This window comes from Mesorhizobium sp. LSJC280B00 (genome assembly GCF_000502835.1).
GTDB lineage: Bacteria > Pseudomonadota > Alphaproteobacteria > Rhizobiales > Rhizobiaceae > Mesorhizobium.
This window is the reverse complement of sequence record NZ_AYVL01000016.1, coordinates 143,747-162,360: the sequence shown is the minus strand read 5'-3', so window position 1 is coordinate 162,360 and position 18,614 is coordinate 143,747. Positions and strand designations below refer to the sequence as shown.

Below are 18,614 nucleotides of genomic sequence, written 5' to 3'. Positions count from 1 at the left end.
AAAAAATCAAAAAACGTTCGGCGTATCAGCCAGCGGGGCGGCATTGGCGATCATGCGGACCGGTCGTGCCTTGCCCGACTGGGCAGCGATGACGCGCAGGCAATCCAGGCTCTCGGCGCCCCAGGCCTGCCCCTTGCAGGCAAAATCGATCTCCGGCATCGGCAGGCGCGCCGTCTTGGTGGTGGTTGTCGCGCCATCGATGAGGTTGGCCGGCGGGTTCAGTGAGGCGAAGGCCGGACCGACGGTCGGCGTCAACGCCATGCCGGCAAATGCGGCAGCCGCCAGCAGCATGAACATCGCCATCGGATGATCACTGGCGCGCTGGCGCAGCGCCAGCTTCGGGCGCCGGTCGTTACGCTGGGGACCCTGCTGGCGAAGGTCGGTATCGGTGATCTGGATTTTCGTACGCATCGTCGTTTCCTTCGGTCTTCTTCTTTTCCCTGTTGAAACGAACTTAATCGCACCTTGTAACCGGCCAACGATGATGGATTATCGATTGTGTAACCGGCATGAAACCAAGCCGGCGGCCATTCCTGGGCAAACCGATCCGGCGTACCTGACAGCACCGGTGGCATTCTGTGCTCGTTTTCCGCTACCCACGGCACCAGATCCACGTCGCCTTTCCAGGCCCACAGAGCGTCGGGCGCTCAACACGTGTAAAGGGATTAACGTCTGGAATTCCCGGGATTTTCCCGGCTTCGATCGTTCGGACTGGGCTCTCGAATCCCGCTTGTTTTCCCGTCTAGAATACTCTCCATTTTGCCAAGCCATTGCATTTCAACGGAAAATATGCTTTTATTGAACAATCATTCAATAAATAAAGAGCCTTTTATGAACCCGCATCTGCGTGACGTGGCAATCCCCAACGATTGGGATCGGCGGGGGCTGCCGGGCTGGAGCTATCATTCCGACGCCTTGCTCGAACTCGAGAAAGAGCACGTCTTCCGCAACCATTGGCAGATCGCCGGCCATGTCTGCGACGTGCCGAACACCGGCGACTATCTGACGATGGACGTGGTCGGCGAGCGGGCGCTGATCGTGCGCGGCAAGGATGGCGTTGTGCGCGCCTTCAACAATATGTGCCGCCACCGCGGCAGTCGCGTCGTTGCCGACAGCCAGGGCACTTGCAAGAATGCGCTGGTCTGCCCCTTTCATGGCTGGGTCTACAATCTCGACGGCACGCTGCGCGGTGCTGCCCGCCCCCGTTCCTTCCCCGACCTCGACAAGACCGAATTCGGCCTGATGCCGCTCGAGCTCGAAATCTGGATGGGCTTCATCTTCATCCGTTTCCGCAAGGGTGGGCCGCAGCCATCGGTGGCCGAGCTGTTGAAGCCGATCGAAGCCGAGATTGCCCATTACGGCGTCGCCGAGATGGTGCCTTCGTGGGGCATCTGGACCCAAAAGACGCCGGTCAACTGGAAGTCGGTGCGCGATGTCGACAATGAAGGCTACCACGTCGCCATGGCGCATCCGGCGCTGCAGGACCTTTACGGTGCGACCTATTTCGACGAGCCGTTCGTCAACGGCGTGTCGCGCTCGTTCGCCACCTACAATCCGTATGCCGGACGGCGCTGGAGCGTCGCGCAATACATCAAGCTCGCACCCGAGGCGAAGCACCTGCCGGAACACCTGCGCAAGGCCTGGATCTACTACGGCATCTTCCCGAACAACGCGCTGTCGATCATGCCGGAATCGGTGCAGTTCTATCAGGAATTCCCGCTGTCGACGGGTGAGACGCTGCTGCGCGGCGCCATCTACCGCTATCGCGACGAGACCAGGCGACAGGCGGCAGCCCGCTACCTATCCTACCGCATCGACCGCGACACGCTGGCCGAGGATGTACAGCTTTCGATATGGTCCAACGAATCCATGCTGTCCGAAGCCTTCGGAGGTTTTTACCTCTCCGATCTCGAATATGGCGTGCGCACCCACCACGACCATTTGCGCACGCAAGTTCCCGTGCTCGGATTGGAGACCGCGCCCGAGGAGAAGGATATGTGGGCACTTAACGAGGCGCTCAGATCACGCTCCTGACGCCCTGGTCCTCAGGCCCAAATGGCGACCGGAATGCCGAAACGATCGGCGAGCGGCGGATCCGGAAACGGCGTTGCCTCGCCTTTGACGATGCGTCCGGCAACCAGCATCATCGCAGCGGCATCGAGGAAATCGTCGGCGGCCGCGCCGCGCGGCGGCGTCTGGTCGAGAAAATCCTGGCTATAGCCATGCCGGGCAAGCAGCGCCTTGCGTTCGGCCATGCCGGCCGGATTGATGTTGCCCCTGATCTTCTTTGGCAGGCGCATCGCCCGGTCGCCGTTCAGTTTGCAGAAGGCAACTTCCGGATGCGATTCGAACACGCGGCTGCGTAGTTCGGGGCGCGCGATCAGCAGCGAATCGATCTCACGGATCTTGGCGAAGATGCCGAAGGCCTGGATCGAGACACCGCGCGGCGGATCTGAGGTCGTCTTGGCCACCTCGCTTGCCCTGCGATGTGCGGCGTACCAGGCTTTGACCGTGGTGAAGGCTTCGATCTCGGCATAGAGCGCGGCGCGGGAGGGGATGGCAAAGACACTGGACTGCCGGGCGCCAAGAAACGGCCGCACCAGCGCCTCCGGGCCGCGACCGCCTCTTTGCGAGAAATCGGGCAGGCCGATTGGCATATCGACCGCTACCAACGAGTCGGCGGGCAGTCGGTCGAGCAACGCCGCGAAGCTTGGGAAAACGGCTGTCGACGGTGCCGCACCGGGATCGCGGCGGACGGCTATCCAGCCGGCCTTGCAACCGTCGACGCCGACAAGCACAACACCCCAGGGCATAACATCGTCAGGCGCAGCATCCTTGGGCGCATCATCCTGGGGCACGGCGTCTTCGGCCTGCTTCACGCCCGGCGGTCCCGTTCCGGATGCAGGAGATGGCGAAGCTGCACCATCGCCATCGGGTGCGACAGGCTCTGGGCATCGGTCTCGAGCTGCAACTCGTCGCCGCCGCGCTTGGCGGTCCGCGCCAGGATCTCGTAGACCGCCGCCGTGGTCGATTGCAGCGCCTTGGCGGCTGGCTGGCCGGACAGGATCCGCGCCAGGTAGACGGCCGCCGTTAGGTCGCCGAGCCCATTCGGCGGCTTGTCGATGAGCCGGTGTTCGGCAAGCAGTGCCTCTCTGCCGGCGAGCAGTAAATTGCCGGTGCCGCCGGCCATCATCGCCGGCGCCGATGTGACCAGCATAGCCGGTGGGCCGGCCTGCAGGGCCGCAGCCATTGCCGATTTCAGGTCGGGCAGCGGCGCTCCGGCCATCCATTCCAGCTCGTAGCGGTTGGGCGTGGCGATATCGGCGATCGGCATCAGCCGGTCGCGCATGGCGATTGCGGTCGGCTCAGGTACGTAGAGCCCGCCCGAATCGCCCATCACCGGATCGCAGATATAGAGGGCGTCCGGCGTCTTCGCCTTCACTGCGCCGACCAGCGAAGCGACGGCTTCGGCCTGGCCAGCCTCGCCGAGATAGCCGGACAGCACGGCGCCGACCTCGCCCAGCCACGGCGCGCGCTCAAGGTCGGCCATCAGCGCCTTGAACTGGTCCAGCGGCGGCACGATGCGGGTGGCCCGGCCATGGCCCGGATGCCAGGGCAGGATGACGGTCGGTACCGCCCAAACCGGAAAGCCGAGCGTCTCCAGCGCAAAGACAGCGGCACGGTTGCCGACCGAGCCACGGGCGACATGGCTGGAGACGACGATGACCGCGCGCGGCGCCTCGGTTTTTTCGGCACTCATTGATTTTCCTAACTACCCCTGGTGACGAAAAGCACGAGCCAGATCAACAGGCCGATGGCAATAAGCAAGCCCGCTGCCCGACCGATGCGGGTGCCCCAATATTCGATCGGGTCCGACCGGTCGGCATCGGCCGCGGTGACGTGGTCGCGCGCGCCTTTAGTGGTTCGTGCAAGGAACGAGGTGCCCCCCGGGTCGGTCTCGCGCGCCACCCGTTCGATGATGCGGCGCGATTCCGCGTCGCTGTCGTGGCGTTTCGCCATGGTGATGTCCCGTTTTATGCCGAGCTTAACCCGTTCGCCTCGTCTGTCACAGGGCCCGACGGCGAATGGCAGAAACCAGTAACACTTCTCGGCCGAAGTCATTTTCTTACGCAAGGATTGTGCTAATGCTTCGCCTGCCAATGCTATCGAGGGGACTTATCATGCTTGCCCAGCGCCTTTCTTCGCCGCCAATCTTTCGTAATCTAGCTGCGTTCCTGGTCATGGCCGTCATGCTGCCGCTGCTTGCCGGCTGCGGCTACAACACCATTCCGACGGCTGAGGAAAACGCCAAAGCCGCATGGAGCGAGGTGTTGAATCAATACCAGCGCCGCGCCGATCTCATCCCCAATCTGGTCAACACGGTCAAGGGCTACGCCGCGCACGAGAAGGACACGCTCGATGCCGTGGTCGAAGCGCGCGCCAAGGCGACGCAGGTGACCGTGACGCCGGAAACGCTGAACAATCCGGAAGCCTTCAAGAAATTCCAGGACAGCCAGGCCGGCCTGACCAGCGCGCTGTCGCGCCTGCTGGCGGTGGTGGAGAACTATCCCGATCTCAAGGCCAACCAGAACTTTCTGGCGCTGCAAGCACAACTCGAAGGCACCGAGAACCGGATCACGGTCGCCCGCCGCGACTATATCCAGGCAGTGAGAGAGTACAATCTGACGCTGAGGACCTTCCCGTCGGTGATCTGGGCGACCTTTTGGTTCCGCGGCAACCAGCCGTTTGCGAATTTCACCATCGAGGAGGATAAGATGCAGCCGCCGAAGGTCGATTTCGGCACCAACACCACGCAAGGCGGGTGAAGAACAGCCGGTGAGCGTGGTCCCTATTGGCCTTGCACTCCGTAGCGCCCCCCTCTGCCCTACCGGGCATCTCCCCCTCAAGGGGGAGATTGGCAGCTCTTGCCAAGGCGGCCAATCACCGACCTTGGGAGTTGGCGAAAGCGGTCGCGATAGTCGATCTCCCCCCAAGTGGGGGAGATGTCCGGCAGGACAGAGGGGGGCGCGACGAAGTGCAAACCTGACGCTTCTGAGCGTCACTCTGCTTCTTCTTTGCCTTGGTCTGTTCCTCCCGCTCACCGCCCTTTCCGCCGACCTGCCAACCCTCACCGGACGGGTCGTCGACAATGCCGGCATCATCGAAGCCGCGACCGAGGCGGCGCTGACGCAGAAGCTTGCCGAGTTCGAGACCAAAGGGTCCGACCAGATCGTCGTCGCGACCATCCCCAGCCTCGACGGCGAGGAGATCGAGCCTTACGCCAACCGGCTGTTCCGCGCCTGGAAACTGGGCCAGGCGAAGGAGAACAACGGCGTCCTGCTTCTGGTGGCGCCGAACGACCGCAAGATGCGCATCGAAGTCGGCTATGGGCTGGAAGGCACGCTGACCGACCTGCACACCAAGCTGATCATCGAAAACGACATGGTGCCGGCCTTCCGTGCCGGCGATTTCTCCGGCGGCATCAGCAAGGCCGTAGACGACATGATCATGGTGCTGGAAGGCAATCCCGAAGAACTGGAGGCGCGCGGCGAACGCAACCAGCAGCCGCCGTTCAACAGCGACGATCTGTTCTTCACGATCTTCATAGCCATCTGGGCAATCATCTTTTTCGGCGGCCTCGCAGCCTCCATCCTGCCGCCGATCTTCGGCCAGAAGATCGGTCCCGGCCGCTATCGCTGGCTGGGCATGACCTTCGAGCCAAACCGGCGGTCGTCCGGCGGCTGGTCGGGAGGTTCCGGCGGGGGATGGTCGTCGGGTTCAAGCGGTGGCGGGTTTTCCGGCGGCGGCGGTTCGTCCGGCGGCGGCGGCTCCTCGGGAAGTTGGTGACGAGATGACAAGACATGCCATCAGCCCGGTGAAATCCGGCCGTTTCATCAAAATGATCGGCACCGCGCTGTTGGCCATGGCGGTGCTGCTGGTCGGCTTCGCGGCCTTCGCCGCCGCACTGCCGGCGCTGACCGGACGGGTCGTCGACAATGCCGGCATCATCGATGCCGCGACCAAGGCGGCGCTGACGCAGAAGCTTGCCGCTTTCGAGACGAAGGGTTCGGACCAGATCGTCGTCGCGACCATCCCCAGCCTCGACGGCGAGGAGATCGAGCCTTACGCCAACCGGCTGTTCCGNTGACCGACCTGCACACCAAGCTGATCATCGAAAACGACATGGTGCCGGCCTTCCGTGCCGGCGATTTCTCAGGCGGCATCAGCAAGGCCGTCGACGACATGATCATGGTGCTGGAAGGCAATCCCGAAGAGCTGGAGGCGCGCGGCAAGCGCAATCCGGCGAATGACAATCCTGTCGATCCCATCTTCATGCTGTTCATTGTCCTGTGGGCGACGATGTTCTTCGGCGGCTTGGCAATGGCGTTCCTGCCGCCGATCTTCGGCACGAAGCTGTCGCCGGGCGTGTACAAGTGGCTGGGCATGACGTTCCGCTACGGCCGTGGGCCAGCTTCGTCATCCTCCGGTGGCGGTGGCTGGACGTCTGGGACCTCGTCTGGCAGTGGCTGGTCGTCTGGAAGTTCCGGCAGCAGTTGGTCGTCTGGAAGTTCCGGCGGCGGGTTTTCAGGCGGCGGCGGTTCGTCCGGCGGCGGCGGTTCTTCAGGAAGCTGGTGAGACATCAATCATGGCAACACGACCGATCAGCCCCGGGGATCATGAGCGCATCGCCGATGCGATCCGCGCTGCCGAATCAAAGACCGACGGCGAGATCTACTGCGTCGTGGCGCATGCCAGCGACGGCTATTTCTTTCCGGCCGCTTTCATGGCGATGCTCGGCATGCTCGTCGTCAGCCTCGCCGTCGGTTATGGGCTGGAAGCCTGGTGGCTGTCGATCCGCTTGCCGCATTTCGTCATCGCCGAGCTTCTGGCGCTTGCCAGTGTGCTCATCCTGTTGTGGGCATTGCCGGCATTGCGCATCCATTTGGTGCCGAGGCGGCTGCGCTACCAGGCCGCCCACGCCAATGCGATGAAGCAGTTCCTCGCCCGCAACGTCCACCGTACCACGGCGCGCACTGGCGTGCTGGTGTTCGTCTCGATTGCCGAGCGCTACGCCGAGGTGGTCGCCGACAGCGGGATCGATTCTCGTGTCGGCCAGCATGTCTGGGACGGTGTCGTCCGCGACCTTACGGCGCATGCCGGCGACGATCGGCTTGCCGAGGGGTTCGTCGAGGCGATCCAAGCAGTCGGTGCGGTACTGGCCGAGCATTTTCCGGTCTCGACTGGCGACAGCAACGAACTGGACGACCATCTGGTCGAGATTTGATCTCGCCAAAAGCGGTTTCGCAGCGTCTCAAGGACGCACCGTCCGGCTGTGTGAAAGCATCGCGGCGGTTGACCGGACTCTTGCAATCGGGCGCGGCGGGTTTATGGTTAACCAATCATGAATACGCTGAGCATCGACATCAGGAAAGCCGAACCGCGCGATGCAGCCGCCATCGCCGACGTGCATCTCGAGGCCTGGCGCGGCGCCTATTCGGGCATCATCCCGCACCGCACGCTGACATCGATGATCAACCGCCGCGGCGCCGACTGGTGGGCGAATGCCATTCGCCGCGCTGCCACCGTCCTGGTCGTCGAAATCGGCGGCAAAATTGCCGGCTATGCGACGATCGGCAAGAACCGCGCCCGCGAACTCAGGCAGCAGGGCGAGATCTACGAACTTTACCTGCGGCCGGAATATCAAGGCATCGGGCTCGGCAGCCGGCTGTTCTCGGCCGCGCGGGCACGGCTGGCCGACCATGGCCTGAAAGGCATGGTGGTCTGGGCGCTGGAAGACAATCAGAACGCACTTGCCTTCTATGCCGGCGCCGGTGGCCGCGATGTTGCCGAAGGCGTCGAGATATTCGAGCAGAAGGCGCTGAAGAAGGTCGCTTTCGTCTGGGAATGACGGCCAGCGCATGATCCGGCCGGTTTTCGGTTCGGACGATCTCCCCGTACCATTCGCCGCATTGCACCATTCGCCGTCGCCCGCTATCGATCTCCAATCGAGAGAGGGATAAAGCGATGCGTATCGAAGCGATTGCCAGCGGAAAGAACCCGCCCGAGGACGTCAACGTCATAATCGAGGTGCCGATCGGCGGCGAGCCGATCAAGTACGAGATGGACAAGGAAGCCGGCACCCTGTTCGTCGACCGCTTTCTGCACACGTCGATGCGTTATCCCGGCAATTACGGTTTCGTACCGCATACGCTGTCGGGCGACGGCGACCCGATCGACGTGCTAGTCTGCAACACGCGCGCGCTGGTGCCAGGCTGCGTCATCAATGTGCGGCCGATCGGCGTGCTGGTGATGGAGGACAATGCGGGCCAGGACGAGAAGGTGATCGCGGTGCCTTCACCCAAGCTGACCTTGCGTTACGAGGACGTCCACGAATACACGCAATTGCCCGACATCACCCGCCAGCAAGTGCAGCACTTTTTCGAGCACTACAAGGATCTCGAACCCGGCAAATGGGTCAAGATCGAAGGCTGGTACGATGCGACCTATGCCAAGAAGATGATCGTCGAGGCAATCGAGCGGGCCAGGCGCAAGTAATTGTCGGGCGCAAATAATCAGTTGTCGACCCGGCCGTAAGCGGGCGCGTCGCCGATCACTACGCGCTTGTCCTTGCCGCAGGCGAAGGTGCGTGCCTTCTCGTCGGCAAGCTTGCGCGCCTGATCGTTGGCGGCGGGATTGCCGGTGGCGAGCACAAGGCCGATCGTGCAGCCTTCGTGGGCGTCAGGCTGGGCAACCTTGGCGACGATCAGCACTTCCGTCGACTTGTTCTCGCCCTCGGTATCGCTGATCGAGCGACGATGAATGACGGCGAAGGGAATGGCAGTTTTGCCGTTGGTTTCGATCCGCCACTCGACCTTGGGTCCAGCCGAATTGAGGCCGGAAAAGCTTTCCCAGACCGTGGTCATATCGCCAGGTGGAAAGCCGTAGAACAGCGATTCCCGCGCGTCGTCGTAGGAAACCAGCACCGGGTAGCCGCGGTAGCCCGAACAGGCGAGATCGGCCCAGTCGCCGTCGCCTTCCTCCGCTTGGGCATAGGTGACGCAGTCCTTCTCCCAATCGAGATCGGTATTGACGCTGGATATGTCGCCGGCCCGGGCCGCCTGGCAGAAACCGGCGAGGATAAGCGGAACAAGCAGCAGGGCACGCATGGTGGAGAATCCCCTCTGAACCCTATCTCGACCTAAGCCTTGCAAAAAAATACAGGGCGTACAACGCGGAAAAAGAAGAAGATATAACGAACGTTTGGTAGTCCATCCAACAAATTGCGAGTAGCGACGCGCAAGCTGTAAACAGGGTTAGGGGGACAGCGATGCCCAAGTATAAGAAGATCAAAGCCAACGCCGATATTGAGATGGTCAGCGCGCTCGCTGTCTGGCTAAAGTCAGGCGCCCTGAAGAAGAAATATGCCAAGGTCGATGAAATAAGTATGAGGAACGCAACTCTGCGCAGCACGGCTTCCTTGACCGTATATTCATTCAGGCTAAGGACCGTCCTGATGTCTCTCTTTTCTTGGTCGCTGATAAAAACCGAATTTCCCTGCCTCATGTAGTGAAGCAGGAACATCTTTTGAAGATCGTCCAAAATTGTTCGAGCAATCGAGTTCAAGGCGTTACGTGCAATGTGAGGCCAAAGCGTAGCAATCATATTGCTCCCGACCGGCACAGACAGCAAGAGAGCTATTTCTTCAAGCTTGCCTCGATCAGAAGATCGGCGTTGCGGGCCACCGACTTCGCCGGCCCGCCGACACCGAACAGCTGGCCGCTGATATAGGCGCCCTCGATCAGGAGCAGCAGCCCGTCGCCCAGCGTGTCGGCGTCGCCGGCGCCCATCTCTGCCGCCATGGCACGCAGGCGCCGGCGCAATTCCTGCTTGTTGGCTTCGCTCACGACGCGGGCCGGATGGCCATGTTCGGGATATTCGACCGCGGCATTGGTCATGCCGCAGCCGCGATAATCGGGCCTTTGCGTGCGCTTGCCGACACGCGTCAGGAAGGCGACGATCTGCGCGCGCGGATCGCCGGGGTGGGCATTCACCGCCTCGTCGAAGCGCTCCCAGAATTCGAGGTCATAGTGCCGGAGGTAGGATGCGGCCAGCTCGTCCTTGGACGGAAAGCTGCGGTAGAGGCTGGGCTTGGTGACGCCGGCACGCCGCACGATCTCGTCGACGCCGATCGCCCTGATGCCTTGCCGGTAGAACAGATCGCGCGCCACCTGGAGAATCCGTTCGGCGGCGCGAGGCGGCGGTGCGTCATTGGCCTTGATCGTTGGTTCAATGCTTTTCATGCCTGGTCTGCCGATTAGCTGGTTGACAATGTTACCGGTCGGTACGTATGTATCGCGCTCCTGCAACGTACCGGTCAGTAACATGATAGCTCAATCCCGCCCGTTTGGCCAGCGCTACGCTTTCGTCGTGGTCGCCGTCATCTTCCTCTGCCTGCTGATCGCAGCGGGCCTGCGTTCGGCGCCGGCAGTCATGATGCTGCCGCTGGAGAACAGTTTCGGCTGGCGGCGCGACGTGGTGTCGCTGGCGGCGGCCACCGGCATCTTCCTCTATGGCCTGACCGGGCCGTTTGCCGCGGCGCTGATGGAGCGGATCGGGCTGCGCCGCACCTTGCTTGCCGCGCTGCTGTTGATGTCGGGATCGACCGCGCTCAGCCTGTTGATGACCAAACCGTGGCATCTGCTCCTCACCTGGGGCGTGTTTTCCGGCGTCAGCTCGGGCGCCGTCGCCACCGTGCTCGGCGCGACCATCGTCAACCGCTGGTTCAAGACCAATCGCGGCTTGGTGATGGGACTGATGTCGGCATCCAGTGCCACCGGGCTGCTGGTCTTCCTGCCGCTGCTCGCCTCGCTCGCCCAGTCGGGCGGCTGGAAGCCGGTCGCCATTGCCATCGCCGTGGCCACCGCCGCCTTGGTGCCGCTGGTTTATATGCTGGTGCCGGAGCGGCCAGCCGCGATCGGCATGGTGCGTTACGGTGCCGAGGCCGACGACGTGCCGCCGGTGCCACCGGCCTCGCAAGGCAATTTCCTCACCCAGACGCTGAGCACGTTGCGCCGCGCCGCCGGCACGCGCGTCTTTTGGTATCTGTTCGCCACCTTCTTCGTTTGCGGCTTCACCACCAACGGGTTGGTCGGCACGCACCTGATCGCCTTTTGCGGCGATATGGGCATTGGCGAAGTGCAGGCTGCAGGCCTGCTGTCGATGATGGGCATCTTCGATCTTATCGGCACAACGCTGTCGGGCTGGCTCACCGACCGTTTCGACCCGCGCAAGCTGCTCGGCGTCTATTACGGTATTCGCGGCCTGTCGCTGATCTATTTGCCCTATTCCGGCTTCTCGGCGACCAGCCTGATCATCTTCGCCGTGTTTTACGGACTGGACTGGATCGCCACGGTGCCGCCGACGCTCAGGCTTTCCAACGAGGCGTTCGGCGACCGCAGCGGACCGATCGTCTTCGGCTGGATCGTCGCCGGCCATCAGGTGGGTGCGGCAACGGCGGCCTTTTTCGGCGGCACCATGCGCGAGCTGCAAGGCAATTACGAGCTTGCCTTTCTGATTGCCGGCATGACGGCAATAGCCGCCGCCTGCATCTCGCTGCTGATCAACACCAGCCGTCCGGCGTTTGATCCGGAACCGCAGCCGGCGTAGGGCGCGATCGGCCGTGGTAATCTCCCCCCTGAGGGGGAGATGGCCGCGAAGCGGCCAGAGGGGGTTGGTCCGACTGGGCTCGGCCCCTTATCGCCGATGCAGGAGACCGGTGCTCCATGCGAGACGACCCCCTTCTGTCGCCTTCGGCGACATCTCCCCCTCAAGGAGGGAGATTCGCCAGCCTGTTCACTGTTATCAAACCTTCATCGTTTCGAAATGTGCCTGAAACATTGAAGCTGGAGCTTGGCGGCGACGTTCAATGCCATCCAGGAGACAGCCATGAACAAGATTTCGATGACGCGGCGCGCTTTCGTCACGTCGGCCAGCGCCGTTGGCCTGGTCGGCGCCTCGGGCCTCGCGCTTCCCTATTACTCGCGCGCCAATCAGCGCCCGGCTTTCACCCATGGCATCCAGTCCGGCGACGTCGACGCCACCAGCGGCATGGTCTGGACACGCACCGACCGGCCGTCGCGCGTCATGTTCGAGGTGTCGCCGACCGAAAGCTTCACCAATGCCGTCCGCCTGGCGCCGCTCGATACCTCGCCGGCCAGCGATTATACGGTGAAGCGGCTGCTTACCGATCTCGCCTCCGACCAGGACATCTTCTACCGCATGGTCGCGGCCGATCTTGCCGACATCAACGCCGTTTCCGAGCCGGTCGTCGGCCGCTTCCGCACGGCACCTGCCTCGAAGCGCGACATTCGCTTTGCTTGGTCGGGCGACACCGCCGGCCAAGGCTGGGGCATCGACGAGACCGGCATGAAGACCTACGCCACCATTGCCAAGCACACGCCCGACTTCTTCCTGCATTCGGGCGATACGATCTATGCCGATGGTGCGATGAAGGACGAGGTCGACCTGCCCAACGGCGGCAAGTGGAAAAACAAAGTGCTGATCGACGAGAAGCGCAAGGTTGCCGAGACGCTGGACGAATACCGGGCGCAGTGGAAATACAACATGATGGACAGGCATGTGCTGGCGCTCAGCGCCATCTGTCCGACCTTCTATCAGTGGGATGACCACGAGGTGCTGAACAACTGGTCGGACTCGAAGGACCTGAGCGCCGACGATCGCTACACTGAAAAATCCATCCATGTGCTGACGGCACGTGCGGCGCGCGCCTTCCACGAAATGACGACGATCCGTTACGAGCCGTCGGAGCCCGGCCGCGTCTACCGCAAGATCGCCTATGGTCCGCTGCTCGACGTGTTCTTCCTCGACATGCGTTCCTACCGCGGCCCCAACGGTCCGGATATGCAGGAGACGATGACGCCGCAATCGCGCATCCTCGGTGAACAGCAGATCAAATGGCTGAAGCGTGAACTGGCGAATTCCAACGCAACCTGGAAAATCATCGCCGCCGACATGCCGCTCGGCCTCGTCGTCTGGAACGACGGCACCAAGAAGGTAGGGGCCGAGGCGGTCAGCAATGGCGACAATGGCCCGGCCAAAGGGCGTGAGCTGGAAATTGCCGACCTTCTTCGCTATATAAAGAATGCGGGTATCAGCAACACTGTCTGGCTCACCGCAGACGTGCATTACACAGCCGCGCATTACTACAATCCGGACAAGGCGCAGTTCCAGGACTTCAATCCGTTTTGGGAATTCGTTTCGGGTCCGATCCATTCCGGCACGTTCGGGCCTAATGGTTTCGATATGACATTCGGCCCGGAGCTGAAGTTCATAAAGGCACCAACTGCCGAACAGGGTCAAAACCTGGCGCCTTCGGCCGGCCTGCAGTTCTTCGGGCTCGTCGAAATCGATGGCGCCACCGAGCAGTTGACGGTGCGGCTGATGGATCGCGACGACAGCGAACTCTACAAGGTCACGCTCGATCCGGTGCGGTCGGCGTGAGCGACGGCGCCACTACCCTCGGGCCAGCCCGAGGGTAGGGCGTATATCAATCGGGATAGCAGACGACGGGAATGTTGGGCCAGACGGCGCTGTCGCATCCGGCATTTTGCTGCCGCTGCTTGAAGGCGGCGGTGACCGGCCCGGTCACCACCGGATCGACGCCATCGGGAGCATCGGCAAAAAGCTGCTCCGCCGACGGCTTGTCGGACGGCAAAGCAGACCGCGTCTCCTTGAACGACGCCGCCGACTGCGCCGCGCCGGCCGCGAGGAGGACGGCGAGCGCGGTACATGCCAAAATCGGCCGGAGTTTGATGCCTATCTCGATCATGAAATTCGAACTGTCCGGACCATGAAAGGTTCCGCCTTGGTTAATAATTCCACTTCACACCAAGACATTTAAGATTTGGTGACTTTATTTGGTGGCTCGCCTCCTCTTTCGCAATTGCGAAAAACCCTGTATGAGCCGCCCAACCGAAAGAGGCAGCGCCTTTTGGCCTGCTGCCTGCAACGCTCCCGAGACCGAAACATGAAAATCCGCAATATCGCGATCATCGCGCACGTCGACCATGGAAAAACCACCCTTGTCGACCAGCTTCTGAAACAGTCCGGCTCGTTCCGCGACAACCAGCGCGTCGCCGAGCGCGCCATGGATTCGAACGACCTCGAAAAGGAACGCGGCATCACCATCCTGGCCAAGGCGACCTCGGTCGACTGGAAGGACACCCGCATCAACATCGTCGACACGCCCGGCCACGCCGACTTCGGCGGCGAGGTCGAGCGCATTCTGTCGATGGTGGATTCGGCCATCGTGCTGGTCGACGCCGCCGAGGGGCCGATGCCGCAGACCAAATTCGTCGTCGGCAAGGCGCTCAAGGTTGGACTGAAGCCGATCGTCGTCATCAACAAGATCGACCGGCCCGATGCCCGTCACGTCGAAGTGGTCAACGAGGTGTTCGATCTTTTTGCAGCACTTGACGCCACCGACGAGCAGCTCGACTTCCCTATCCTTTATGGTTCAGGCCGCGACGGCTGGGTCTCGGAAAACCCCGAAGGTCCGAAGGACCAGGCTCTGGCGCCGCTGTTCGACCTCGTCATCAAGCACGTGCCGGCGCCGACCGTTCATCCCGGCCCGTTCCGCATGATCGGCACCATCCTGGAAGCCAATCCGTTCCTCGGCCGCATCATCACCGGCCGTATCGAATCCGGCACGCTGAAATCCAACCAGGCTGTCAAGGTGCTGCACCATGACGGCACCCAGGTCGAAACCGGCCGCATTTCGAAGATCCTCGCTTTCCGCGGGCTCGAGCGCCAGCCCATCGACGAGGCGCAGGCGGGCGACATCGTCGCTATTGCCGGCCTGTCGAAGGGCACCGTCGCCGACACCTTCTGCGACCCGTCGGTGACGGAACCGCTGCATGCGCAGCCGATCGATCCGCCGACCGTGACGATGTCGTTCCTGGTCAATGATTCCCCGCTGGCCGGCACCGAAGGCGACAAGGTGACCAGCCGCGTCATCCGCGACCGCCTGCTGCGCGAGGCCGAAGGCAATGTCGCGCTGAAGATCGAGGAATCGCCGGATAAGGATTCGTTCTTCGTCTCCGGCCGCGGCGAATTGCAGCTGGCCGTGCTGATCGAGACGATGCGCCGCGAAGGTTTTGAGATCGCCGTGTCGCGGCCGCGCGTTGTCATGCAGAAGGGCGACAGCGGCGAATTACTGGAGCCGGTCGAGGAAGTCGTCATCGACGTCGACGAGGAGCATGCCGGCGTCGTCGTGCAGAAGATGTCGGAGCGCAAGGCCGAGATGGTCGAGCTTCGCCCTTCGGGCGGCAATCGCCAGCGCATCGTCTTTCACGCACCGACGCGCGGGTTGATCGGCTACCAGTCGGAACTGTTGACCGACACGCGCGGCACCGCTGTGATGAACCGGCTGTTCCATGCCTATGAACCTTACAAGGGTGAGCTGCCGGGCCGTACCAACGGCGTGCTGATCTCCAACGAACAGGGTGAATCGGTGGCGTACGCCATGTGGAACCTGGAAGACCGCGGCCCGATGGTCATCGACCCCGGCGTCAAGGTCTATCAGGGCATGATCATCGGCATCCATTCCAGGGACAACGACCTCGAAGTCAACGTGCTCAAGGGCAAGAAGCTGACCAACATCCGCGCCGCCGGCAAGGACGAGGCGGTGAAGCTGACACCGCCGATCCGCATGACGCTGGAACGCGCGCTGGCCTGGATCCAGGACGACGAGCTGGTCGAAGTGACGCCGAAGACCATCCGCCTGCGCAAGCTCTATCTCGATCCGAACGAGCGCAAGCGTTTTGAAAAGTCGGCGAAAGTGGTCGGCGCGGCGTAAGAGCTTTTATTCTGGGCGGAATGGAGGGGCGAAACACGCGTTCCTTCCCGCTGAGCGGACATGGCTTGTCGCCAGAAGGAATGTGGCGCCGGCCGCTCAGTGTCTCTTCAGGGGCTACAGCGGAGTCGTCGCAATACCATGATATTTTCGCTCTCTCCTTCTTTGTCACGGTAGTTTAGCTGTGGGTAAAGTTGGGGAACCGGGTGTGGGAAATGCCGTTCTGGCTTTCGTCCGGAGCCTTATGCAAGATGACATGCGGCGAAGGCTCGTTGCTCACAAGAATCTTGTTGGATTTGGCAATGCAGTATTGCCAGCGATCGAGCACGAACTTGCAAGGATCGATCTAGGCAAGGTTTCTCATCACGAAATCACAACGCTTGTGGCGGGCCTCGCTACTGCTCTGCACGATATCAACGAAGACGCATCCCGACGATATATGTCGGCTTCGCTCGCAAGACCGATAACTCCCCTCATGCGAGCTGCGCTCCGCAGCATCGTCCGCTTTACAATGGACGACTGGCGGCGGTCTTCGGTCGGCGGCATCATTGTTCTGGAGCATGGCAAGCTCGACAGTCGCTTTGAAGCCTCTCGGCACGTTGGCCGCTGGCTCGCAAATGTACCTGAAGCCGATCTGGTTGGCATTTCGCGAATCTACATAATCCCGGAACCTCCCGAGCCCGAATTCGCCGGTACCTACCTCCAGGCGGTATCGGTCATCGAGATTGTCTGGCGACGCCCGTCCGAGCACAGGATTGGGAACGTAGTTCGGAGATTCATGATCGAGAAAACGCTCTATCATGAGGTAGGACACCACGCGCTGCAGCATGTCGAATCTGGACAGGATCCTGATCAGGAACGGCAGGCAGACCGTTACGCATGGAAAATGATGCGCAAGGCACATCCCAATCTATCGATGCTTACTCTTCCCTTGCGATTCCTTGGCGCGTTTCAGCGAAGGAAAAATGCCAAGGATTTGGAAACGGCTTAGGATTGCGTTTCGGGAAATCGGCGAAAGTGGTCGGCGCGGCGCAAGTTTCTTTCTTGTAGTCTACAACAACGAGGGAAGGGAGCACTCGTGTGCTCCCTTCCCTCGTTGTTTCATCCGCCGGCAGCCGAGATGATGGCTTCCCGGTCGGGCTCGCCGACGAGATAGACGCGGATCGTCGTTCCCGTTCGAGCCGGCTTGCGCAAGGCTTTGCCCCCGTCCGGACCAATGACCAGCAATCGCTTCTCTTCCCAAACCTGTAGCCGCGATCGCGAGACACCGAGTTCGTTGGCGAGCAACCGGTCGAGCCGCAGCGTTGTCGGCATTTCGAGCCAGAGCTGAAGTTCGAGAGCGCTGGTATTTTCCGGCCTGTCCCCGAGCACCTGCTTATGAACGACGGCTTCAGGAAACGCCTCGACGCGCCCGATCCTGCTTCGCAATGCGGCAACATCGAAAGCATGGCGCCGCGCCAGGACCGGATCATTGCTTTCGAGCGCCTGCAATATTGCCGGTTCGATATCGCGGCGGCTTGAGCGCTCCAGAATGCCGAAATTCCAGGAATTGTCGCAGTCGATGCAGCGGTAGATCAACCAGGCGTCAATGCGCTTGCCGTTGGCATTGACCCGGAATTTGCCGCTGCAGCGATAGGCTTTCAGGCCGCCGCAGCGATTGCAGTTGAGGTGAGGTCGAGGTGCGGTCTTGGATGTGATCGCCCAGCGGATACGCAATATCGAAGGCATGCCGAAAAGCCCTTCCCGTCGGGAAGTTCGTCAGATCGGCGATATCGAGAACCCTTGCGGGCACGGCGTGGCGAGAGACTGCGGCAGTTGGAAATCAGGTGTCGCGGGTGGTTATGCGCGACAGCGGTTCAGCAGTGCCAAACCGGTCTCGAACCGCCACCCGAGGAACACATGATGTGAAAACAGGCATCGCGACTGCGACGCCCTGCTCTGTGTTGGGGGAGTTGACGAGACCGGCGGTTACGTAGGCAAAGTGAAGCTCGGAAAGGATTTCGGAACGACATCTCTAGCCGTGAGGTGCCTGGCCGACAAGCCTTCTTTCGGTAGACGCTACCGTCGCCGGAACAGTTGGGTTATGTTGAACGACCCAAACATGTCAAACGAGACCGCGTCATGCATTTCACGTCGCTGCTGATTTTTGCCGGCGCCCTGCTTGTTGCAGCCGGCTCGCCCGGCCCATCGATCGCCGCTCTTGTGGCGCGGGTCATCTCGAAAGGGTTTCGCGACGTGTTTCCGTTCCTGCTTGCGATGTGGATCGGCGAAGCGATCTGGCTGTCCCTGGCGGTGTTTGGCCTCGCCGTGGTGGCGCAGACGTTCCATTTTGCCTTTGTCGTCGTGAAATGGGTTGGCGTTGCTTATCTCGCCTGGCTGGCCTGGAAGATGTGGACGGCGCCGGTCGAGGCAAAAGAAGGTTCGCTGCCGCGCGAAGATTCGCCCGTCAAGCTGTTCTTTGCCGGCATGGCGGTGACGCTCGGCAACCCGAAGATCATGATGTTCTACCTGGCGCTGCTGCCGACCATCATCGACCTCGGTTCGGTCAGCATGATCGGCTGGATCGAGCTGACCGCGACCATGGCCGTTGTCCTGGTCGCTATCGATTTGACCTGGGTGCTCGCCGCATCACAGGCGCGCAAGCTGCTCAAAAGCAAGCGGGCGATGAAGATCGCCAACCGCGTCAGCGCCGGAACCATGGCCGGCGCTGCGGCGGCTATCGCGGCGCGGTCCTGAGCCG

19 protein-coding genes and 1 pseudogene are annotated in these 18,614 nt (G+C 61.8%); 12 read left to right on the top strand and 8 right to left on the bottom strand.

What is annotated here, in order from left to right; translation table 11 throughout:
• Positions 1–6 precede the first annotated feature (6 nt).
• Positions 7–411, bottom strand: a complete 405-nt coding sequence (locus X773_RS61045; RefSeq protein ID WP_023678146.1) for a hypothetical protein — start codon at positions 409–411, stop codon at positions 7–9.
• A 420-nt stretch (positions 412–831) separates the two neighbouring features.
• On the opposite strand from X773_RS61045, the gene X773_RS61040 reads away from it, so the two are divergent.
• Entirely contained in the window at positions 832–2,034 is a 1,203-nt protein-coding gene (locus X773_RS61040; RefSeq protein WP_023678145.1) for an aromatic ring-hydroxylating dioxygenase subunit alpha, read from the top strand.
• An 11-nt stretch (positions 2,035–2,045) separates the two neighbouring features.
• Here X773_RS61040 and X773_RS61035 read toward each other — a convergent pair whose 3' ends face one another.
• The 3 genes from X773_RS61035 to X773_RS61025 all read right to left on the bottom strand — a co-directional run bounded on the left by X773_RS61035 (position 2,046) and on the right by X773_RS61025 (position 4,020).
• Positions 2,046–2,813, bottom strand: coding sequence for a DUF429 domain-containing protein (locus tag X773_RS61035; protein ID WP_031212071.1), 768 nt, complete (start codon positions 2,811–2,813; stop codon positions 2,046–2,048).
• 62 nt (positions 2,814–2,875) lie between these two features.
• Positions 2,876–3,760, bottom strand: coding sequence for a pyridoxal kinase PdxY (gene pdxY, locus X773_RS61030; protein ID WP_023678143.1), 885 nt, complete (start codon positions 3,758–3,760; stop codon positions 2,876–2,878).
• Between the two features lie 8 nt (positions 3,761–3,768).
• A complete protein-coding gene (locus tag X773_RS61025; protein ID WP_023678142.1) occupies positions 3,769–4,020 on the bottom strand; it encodes a hypothetical protein in 252 nt (83 codons plus the stop codon).
• A 161-nt stretch (positions 4,021–4,181) separates the two neighbouring features.
• On the opposite strand from X773_RS61025, the gene X773_RS61020 reads away from it, so the two are divergent.
• The 6 genes and pseudogenes from X773_RS61020 (at position 4,182) to ppa (ending at position 8,556) form a co-directional block, all read left to right on the top strand.
• Positions 4,182–4,826 carry a LemA family protein gene (locus X773_RS61020; RefSeq protein WP_023678141.1) on the top strand — a complete coding sequence of 215 codons (645 nt, stop codon included), beginning with the start codon at positions 4,182–4,184 and terminating at the stop codon, positions 4,824–4,826.
• 217 nt (positions 4,827–5,043) lie between these two features.
• Complete coding sequence (locus X773_RS61015) at positions 5,044–5,847, top strand: YgcG family protein (protein WP_031212070.1); 804 nt, start codon at positions 5,044–5,046, stop codon at positions 5,845–5,847.
• Between the two features lie 52 nt (positions 5,848–5,899).
• Positions 5,900–6,636, top strand: a pseudogene (locus X773_RS61010) (TPM domain-containing protein).
• Positions 6,637–6,646: 10 nt separating this feature from the next.
• Positions 6,647–7,285, top strand: coding sequence for a TPM domain-containing protein (locus tag X773_RS61005; RefSeq protein WP_023678139.1), 639 nt, complete (start codon positions 6,647–6,649; stop codon positions 7,283–7,285).
• 117 nt (positions 7,286–7,402) lie between these two features.
• Positions 7,403–7,909, top strand: a complete 507-nt coding sequence (locus X773_RS61000) for a GNAT family N-acetyltransferase (protein ID WP_023678138.1) — start codon at positions 7,403–7,405, stop codon at positions 7,907–7,909.
• Between the two features lie 116 nt (positions 7,910–8,025).
• Complete coding sequence (gene ppa, locus X773_RS60995; RefSeq protein WP_023678137.1) at positions 8,026–8,556, top strand: inorganic diphosphatase; 531 nt, start codon at positions 8,026–8,028, stop codon at positions 8,554–8,556.
• Between the two features lie 17 nt (positions 8,557–8,573).
• Here the strand turns inward: ppa and X773_RS60990 are convergent, their stop codons facing one another.
• Together X773_RS60990 and X773_RS60980 are read right to left on the bottom strand one after the other, a co-directional pair.
• On the bottom strand, positions 8,574–9,167 hold the full coding sequence (locus tag X773_RS60990; RefSeq protein ID WP_023678136.1) for a hypothetical protein: 594 nt from the start codon (positions 9,165–9,167) through the stop codon (positions 8,574–8,576).
• Between the two features lie 528 nt (positions 9,168–9,695).
• Positions 9,696–10,301, bottom strand: a complete 606-nt coding sequence (locus tag X773_RS60980) for a TetR/AcrR family transcriptional regulator (protein ID WP_031212068.1) — start codon at positions 10,299–10,301, stop codon at positions 9,696–9,698.
• Positions 10,302–10,383: 82 nt separating this feature from the next.
• Between X773_RS60980 and X773_RS60975 the strand changes: the two genes are divergently transcribed.
• Both X773_RS60975 and X773_RS60970 read left to right on the top strand, forming a co-directional pair.
• Positions 10,384–11,667 carry an MFS transporter gene (locus tag X773_RS60975; RefSeq protein ID WP_031212067.1) on the top strand — a complete coding sequence of 428 codons (1,284 nt, stop codon included), beginning with the start codon at positions 10,384–10,386 and terminating at the stop codon, positions 11,665–11,667.
• Positions 11,668–11,946: 279 nt separating this feature from the next.
• Positions 11,947–13,521 (top strand): alkaline phosphatase, encoded by a 1,575-nt coding sequence (locus X773_RS60970; protein WP_023678132.1) that lies wholly within the window; start codon positions 11,947–11,949, stop codon positions 13,519–13,521.
• 46 nt (positions 13,522–13,567) lie between these two features.
• On the opposite strand, the gene X773_RS60965 is transcribed toward X773_RS60970, so the two are convergent.
• Entirely contained in the window at positions 13,568–13,849 is a 282-nt protein-coding gene (locus X773_RS60965) for a hypothetical protein (protein ID WP_023678131.1), read from the bottom strand.
• A 198-nt stretch (positions 13,850–14,047) separates the two neighbouring features.
• Between X773_RS60965 and typA the strand changes: the two genes are divergently transcribed.
• Both typA and X773_RS60955 read left to right on the top strand, forming a co-directional pair.
• On the top strand, positions 14,048–15,877 hold the full coding sequence (gene typA, locus X773_RS60960; RefSeq protein WP_023678130.1) for a translational GTPase TypA: 1,830 nt from the start codon (positions 14,048–14,050) through the stop codon (positions 15,875–15,877).
• Positions 15,878–16,118: 241 nt separating this feature from the next.
• Positions 16,119–16,865, top strand: coding sequence for a hypothetical protein (locus X773_RS60955; RefSeq protein ID WP_023678129.1), 747 nt, complete (start codon positions 16,119–16,121; stop codon positions 16,863–16,865).
• Between the two features lie 110 nt (positions 16,866–16,975).
• On the opposite strand, the gene X773_RS60950 is transcribed toward X773_RS60955, so the two are convergent.
• A complete protein-coding gene (locus tag X773_RS60950) occupies positions 16,976–17,602 on the bottom strand; it encodes a DUF1062 domain-containing protein (protein ID WP_023678128.1) in 627 nt (208 codons plus the stop codon).
• A 393-nt stretch (positions 17,603–17,995) separates the two neighbouring features.
• Between X773_RS60950 and X773_RS60945 the strand changes: the two genes are divergently transcribed.
• Positions 17,996–18,610: a LysE family translocator gene (locus X773_RS60945; RefSeq protein ID WP_023678127.1), complete on the top strand. Its 615-nt coding sequence runs from the start codon at positions 17,996–17,998 to the stop codon at positions 18,608–18,610.
• The last annotated feature ends 4 nt before the right edge of the window (positions 18,611–18,614 follow it).

Excerpts from the sequence above, each read along its gene's own strand:
- X773_RS61045 (WP_023678146.1), bottom strand. The coding sequence starts at position 411 with ATGCGTACGAAAATCCAGATCACCGATACCGACCTTCGCCAGCAGGGT.
- X773_RS61040 (WP_023678145.1), top strand. The coding sequence starts at position 832 with ATGAACCCGCATCTGCGTGACGTGGCAATCCCCAACGATTGGGATCGG.
- X773_RS61035 (WP_031212071.1), bottom strand. The coding sequence starts at position 2,813 with ATGCCCTGGGGTGTTGTGCTTGTCGGCGTCGACGGTTGCAAGGCCGGC.
- pdxY (WP_023678143.1), bottom strand. The coding sequence starts at position 3,760 with ATGAGTGCCGAAAAAACCGAGGCGCCGCGCGCGGTCATCGTCGTCTCC.
- X773_RS61025 (WP_023678142.1), bottom strand. The coding sequence starts at position 4,020 with ATGGCGAAACGCCACGACAGCGACGCGGAATCGCGCCGCATCATCGAA.
- X773_RS61020 (WP_023678141.1), top strand. The coding sequence starts at position 4,182 with ATGCTTGCCCAGCGCCTTTCTTCGCCGCCAATCTTTCGTAATCTAGCT.
- X773_RS61005 (WP_023678139.1), top strand. The coding sequence starts at position 6,647 with ATGGCAACACGACCGATCAGCCCCGGGGATCATGAGCGCATCGCCGAT.
- X773_RS61000 (WP_023678138.1), top strand. The coding sequence starts at position 7,403 with ATGAATACGCTGAGCATCGACATCAGGAAAGCCGAACCGCGCGATGCA.
- ppa (WP_023678137.1), top strand. The coding sequence starts at position 8,026 with ATGCGTATCGAAGCGATTGCCAGCGGAAAGAACCCGCCCGAGGACGTC.
- X773_RS60990 (WP_023678136.1), bottom strand. The coding sequence starts at position 9,167 with ATGCGTGCCCTGCTGCTTGTTCCGCTTATCCTCGCCGGTTTCTGCCAG.
- X773_RS60980 (WP_031212068.1), bottom strand. The coding sequence starts at position 10,301 with ATGAAAAGCATTGAACCAACGATCAAGGCCAATGACGCACCGCCGCCT.
- X773_RS60975 (WP_031212067.1), top strand. The coding sequence starts at position 10,384 with ATGATAGCTCAATCCCGCCCGTTTGGCCAGCGCTACGCTTTCGTCGTG.
- X773_RS60970 (WP_023678132.1), top strand. The coding sequence starts at position 11,947 with ATGAACAAGATTTCGATGACGCGGCGCGCTTTCGTCACGTCGGCCAGC.
- X773_RS60965 (WP_023678131.1), bottom strand. The coding sequence starts at position 13,849 with ATGATCGAGATAGGCATCAAACTCCGGCCGATTTTGGCATGTACCGCG.
- typA (WP_023678130.1), top strand. The coding sequence starts at position 14,048 with ATGAAAATCCGCAATATCGCGATCATCGCGCACGTCGACCATGGAAAA.
- X773_RS60955 (WP_023678129.1), top strand. The coding sequence starts at position 16,119 with ATGCAAGATGACATGCGGCGAAGGCTCGTTGCTCACAAGAATCTTGTT.
- X773_RS60950 (WP_023678128.1), bottom strand. The coding sequence starts at position 17,602 with ATGCCTTCGATATTGCGTATCCGCTGGGCGATCACATCCAAGACCGCA.
- X773_RS60945 (WP_023678127.1), top strand. The coding sequence starts at position 17,996 with ATGCATTTCACGTCGCTGCTGATTTTTGCCGGCGCCCTGCTTGTTGCA.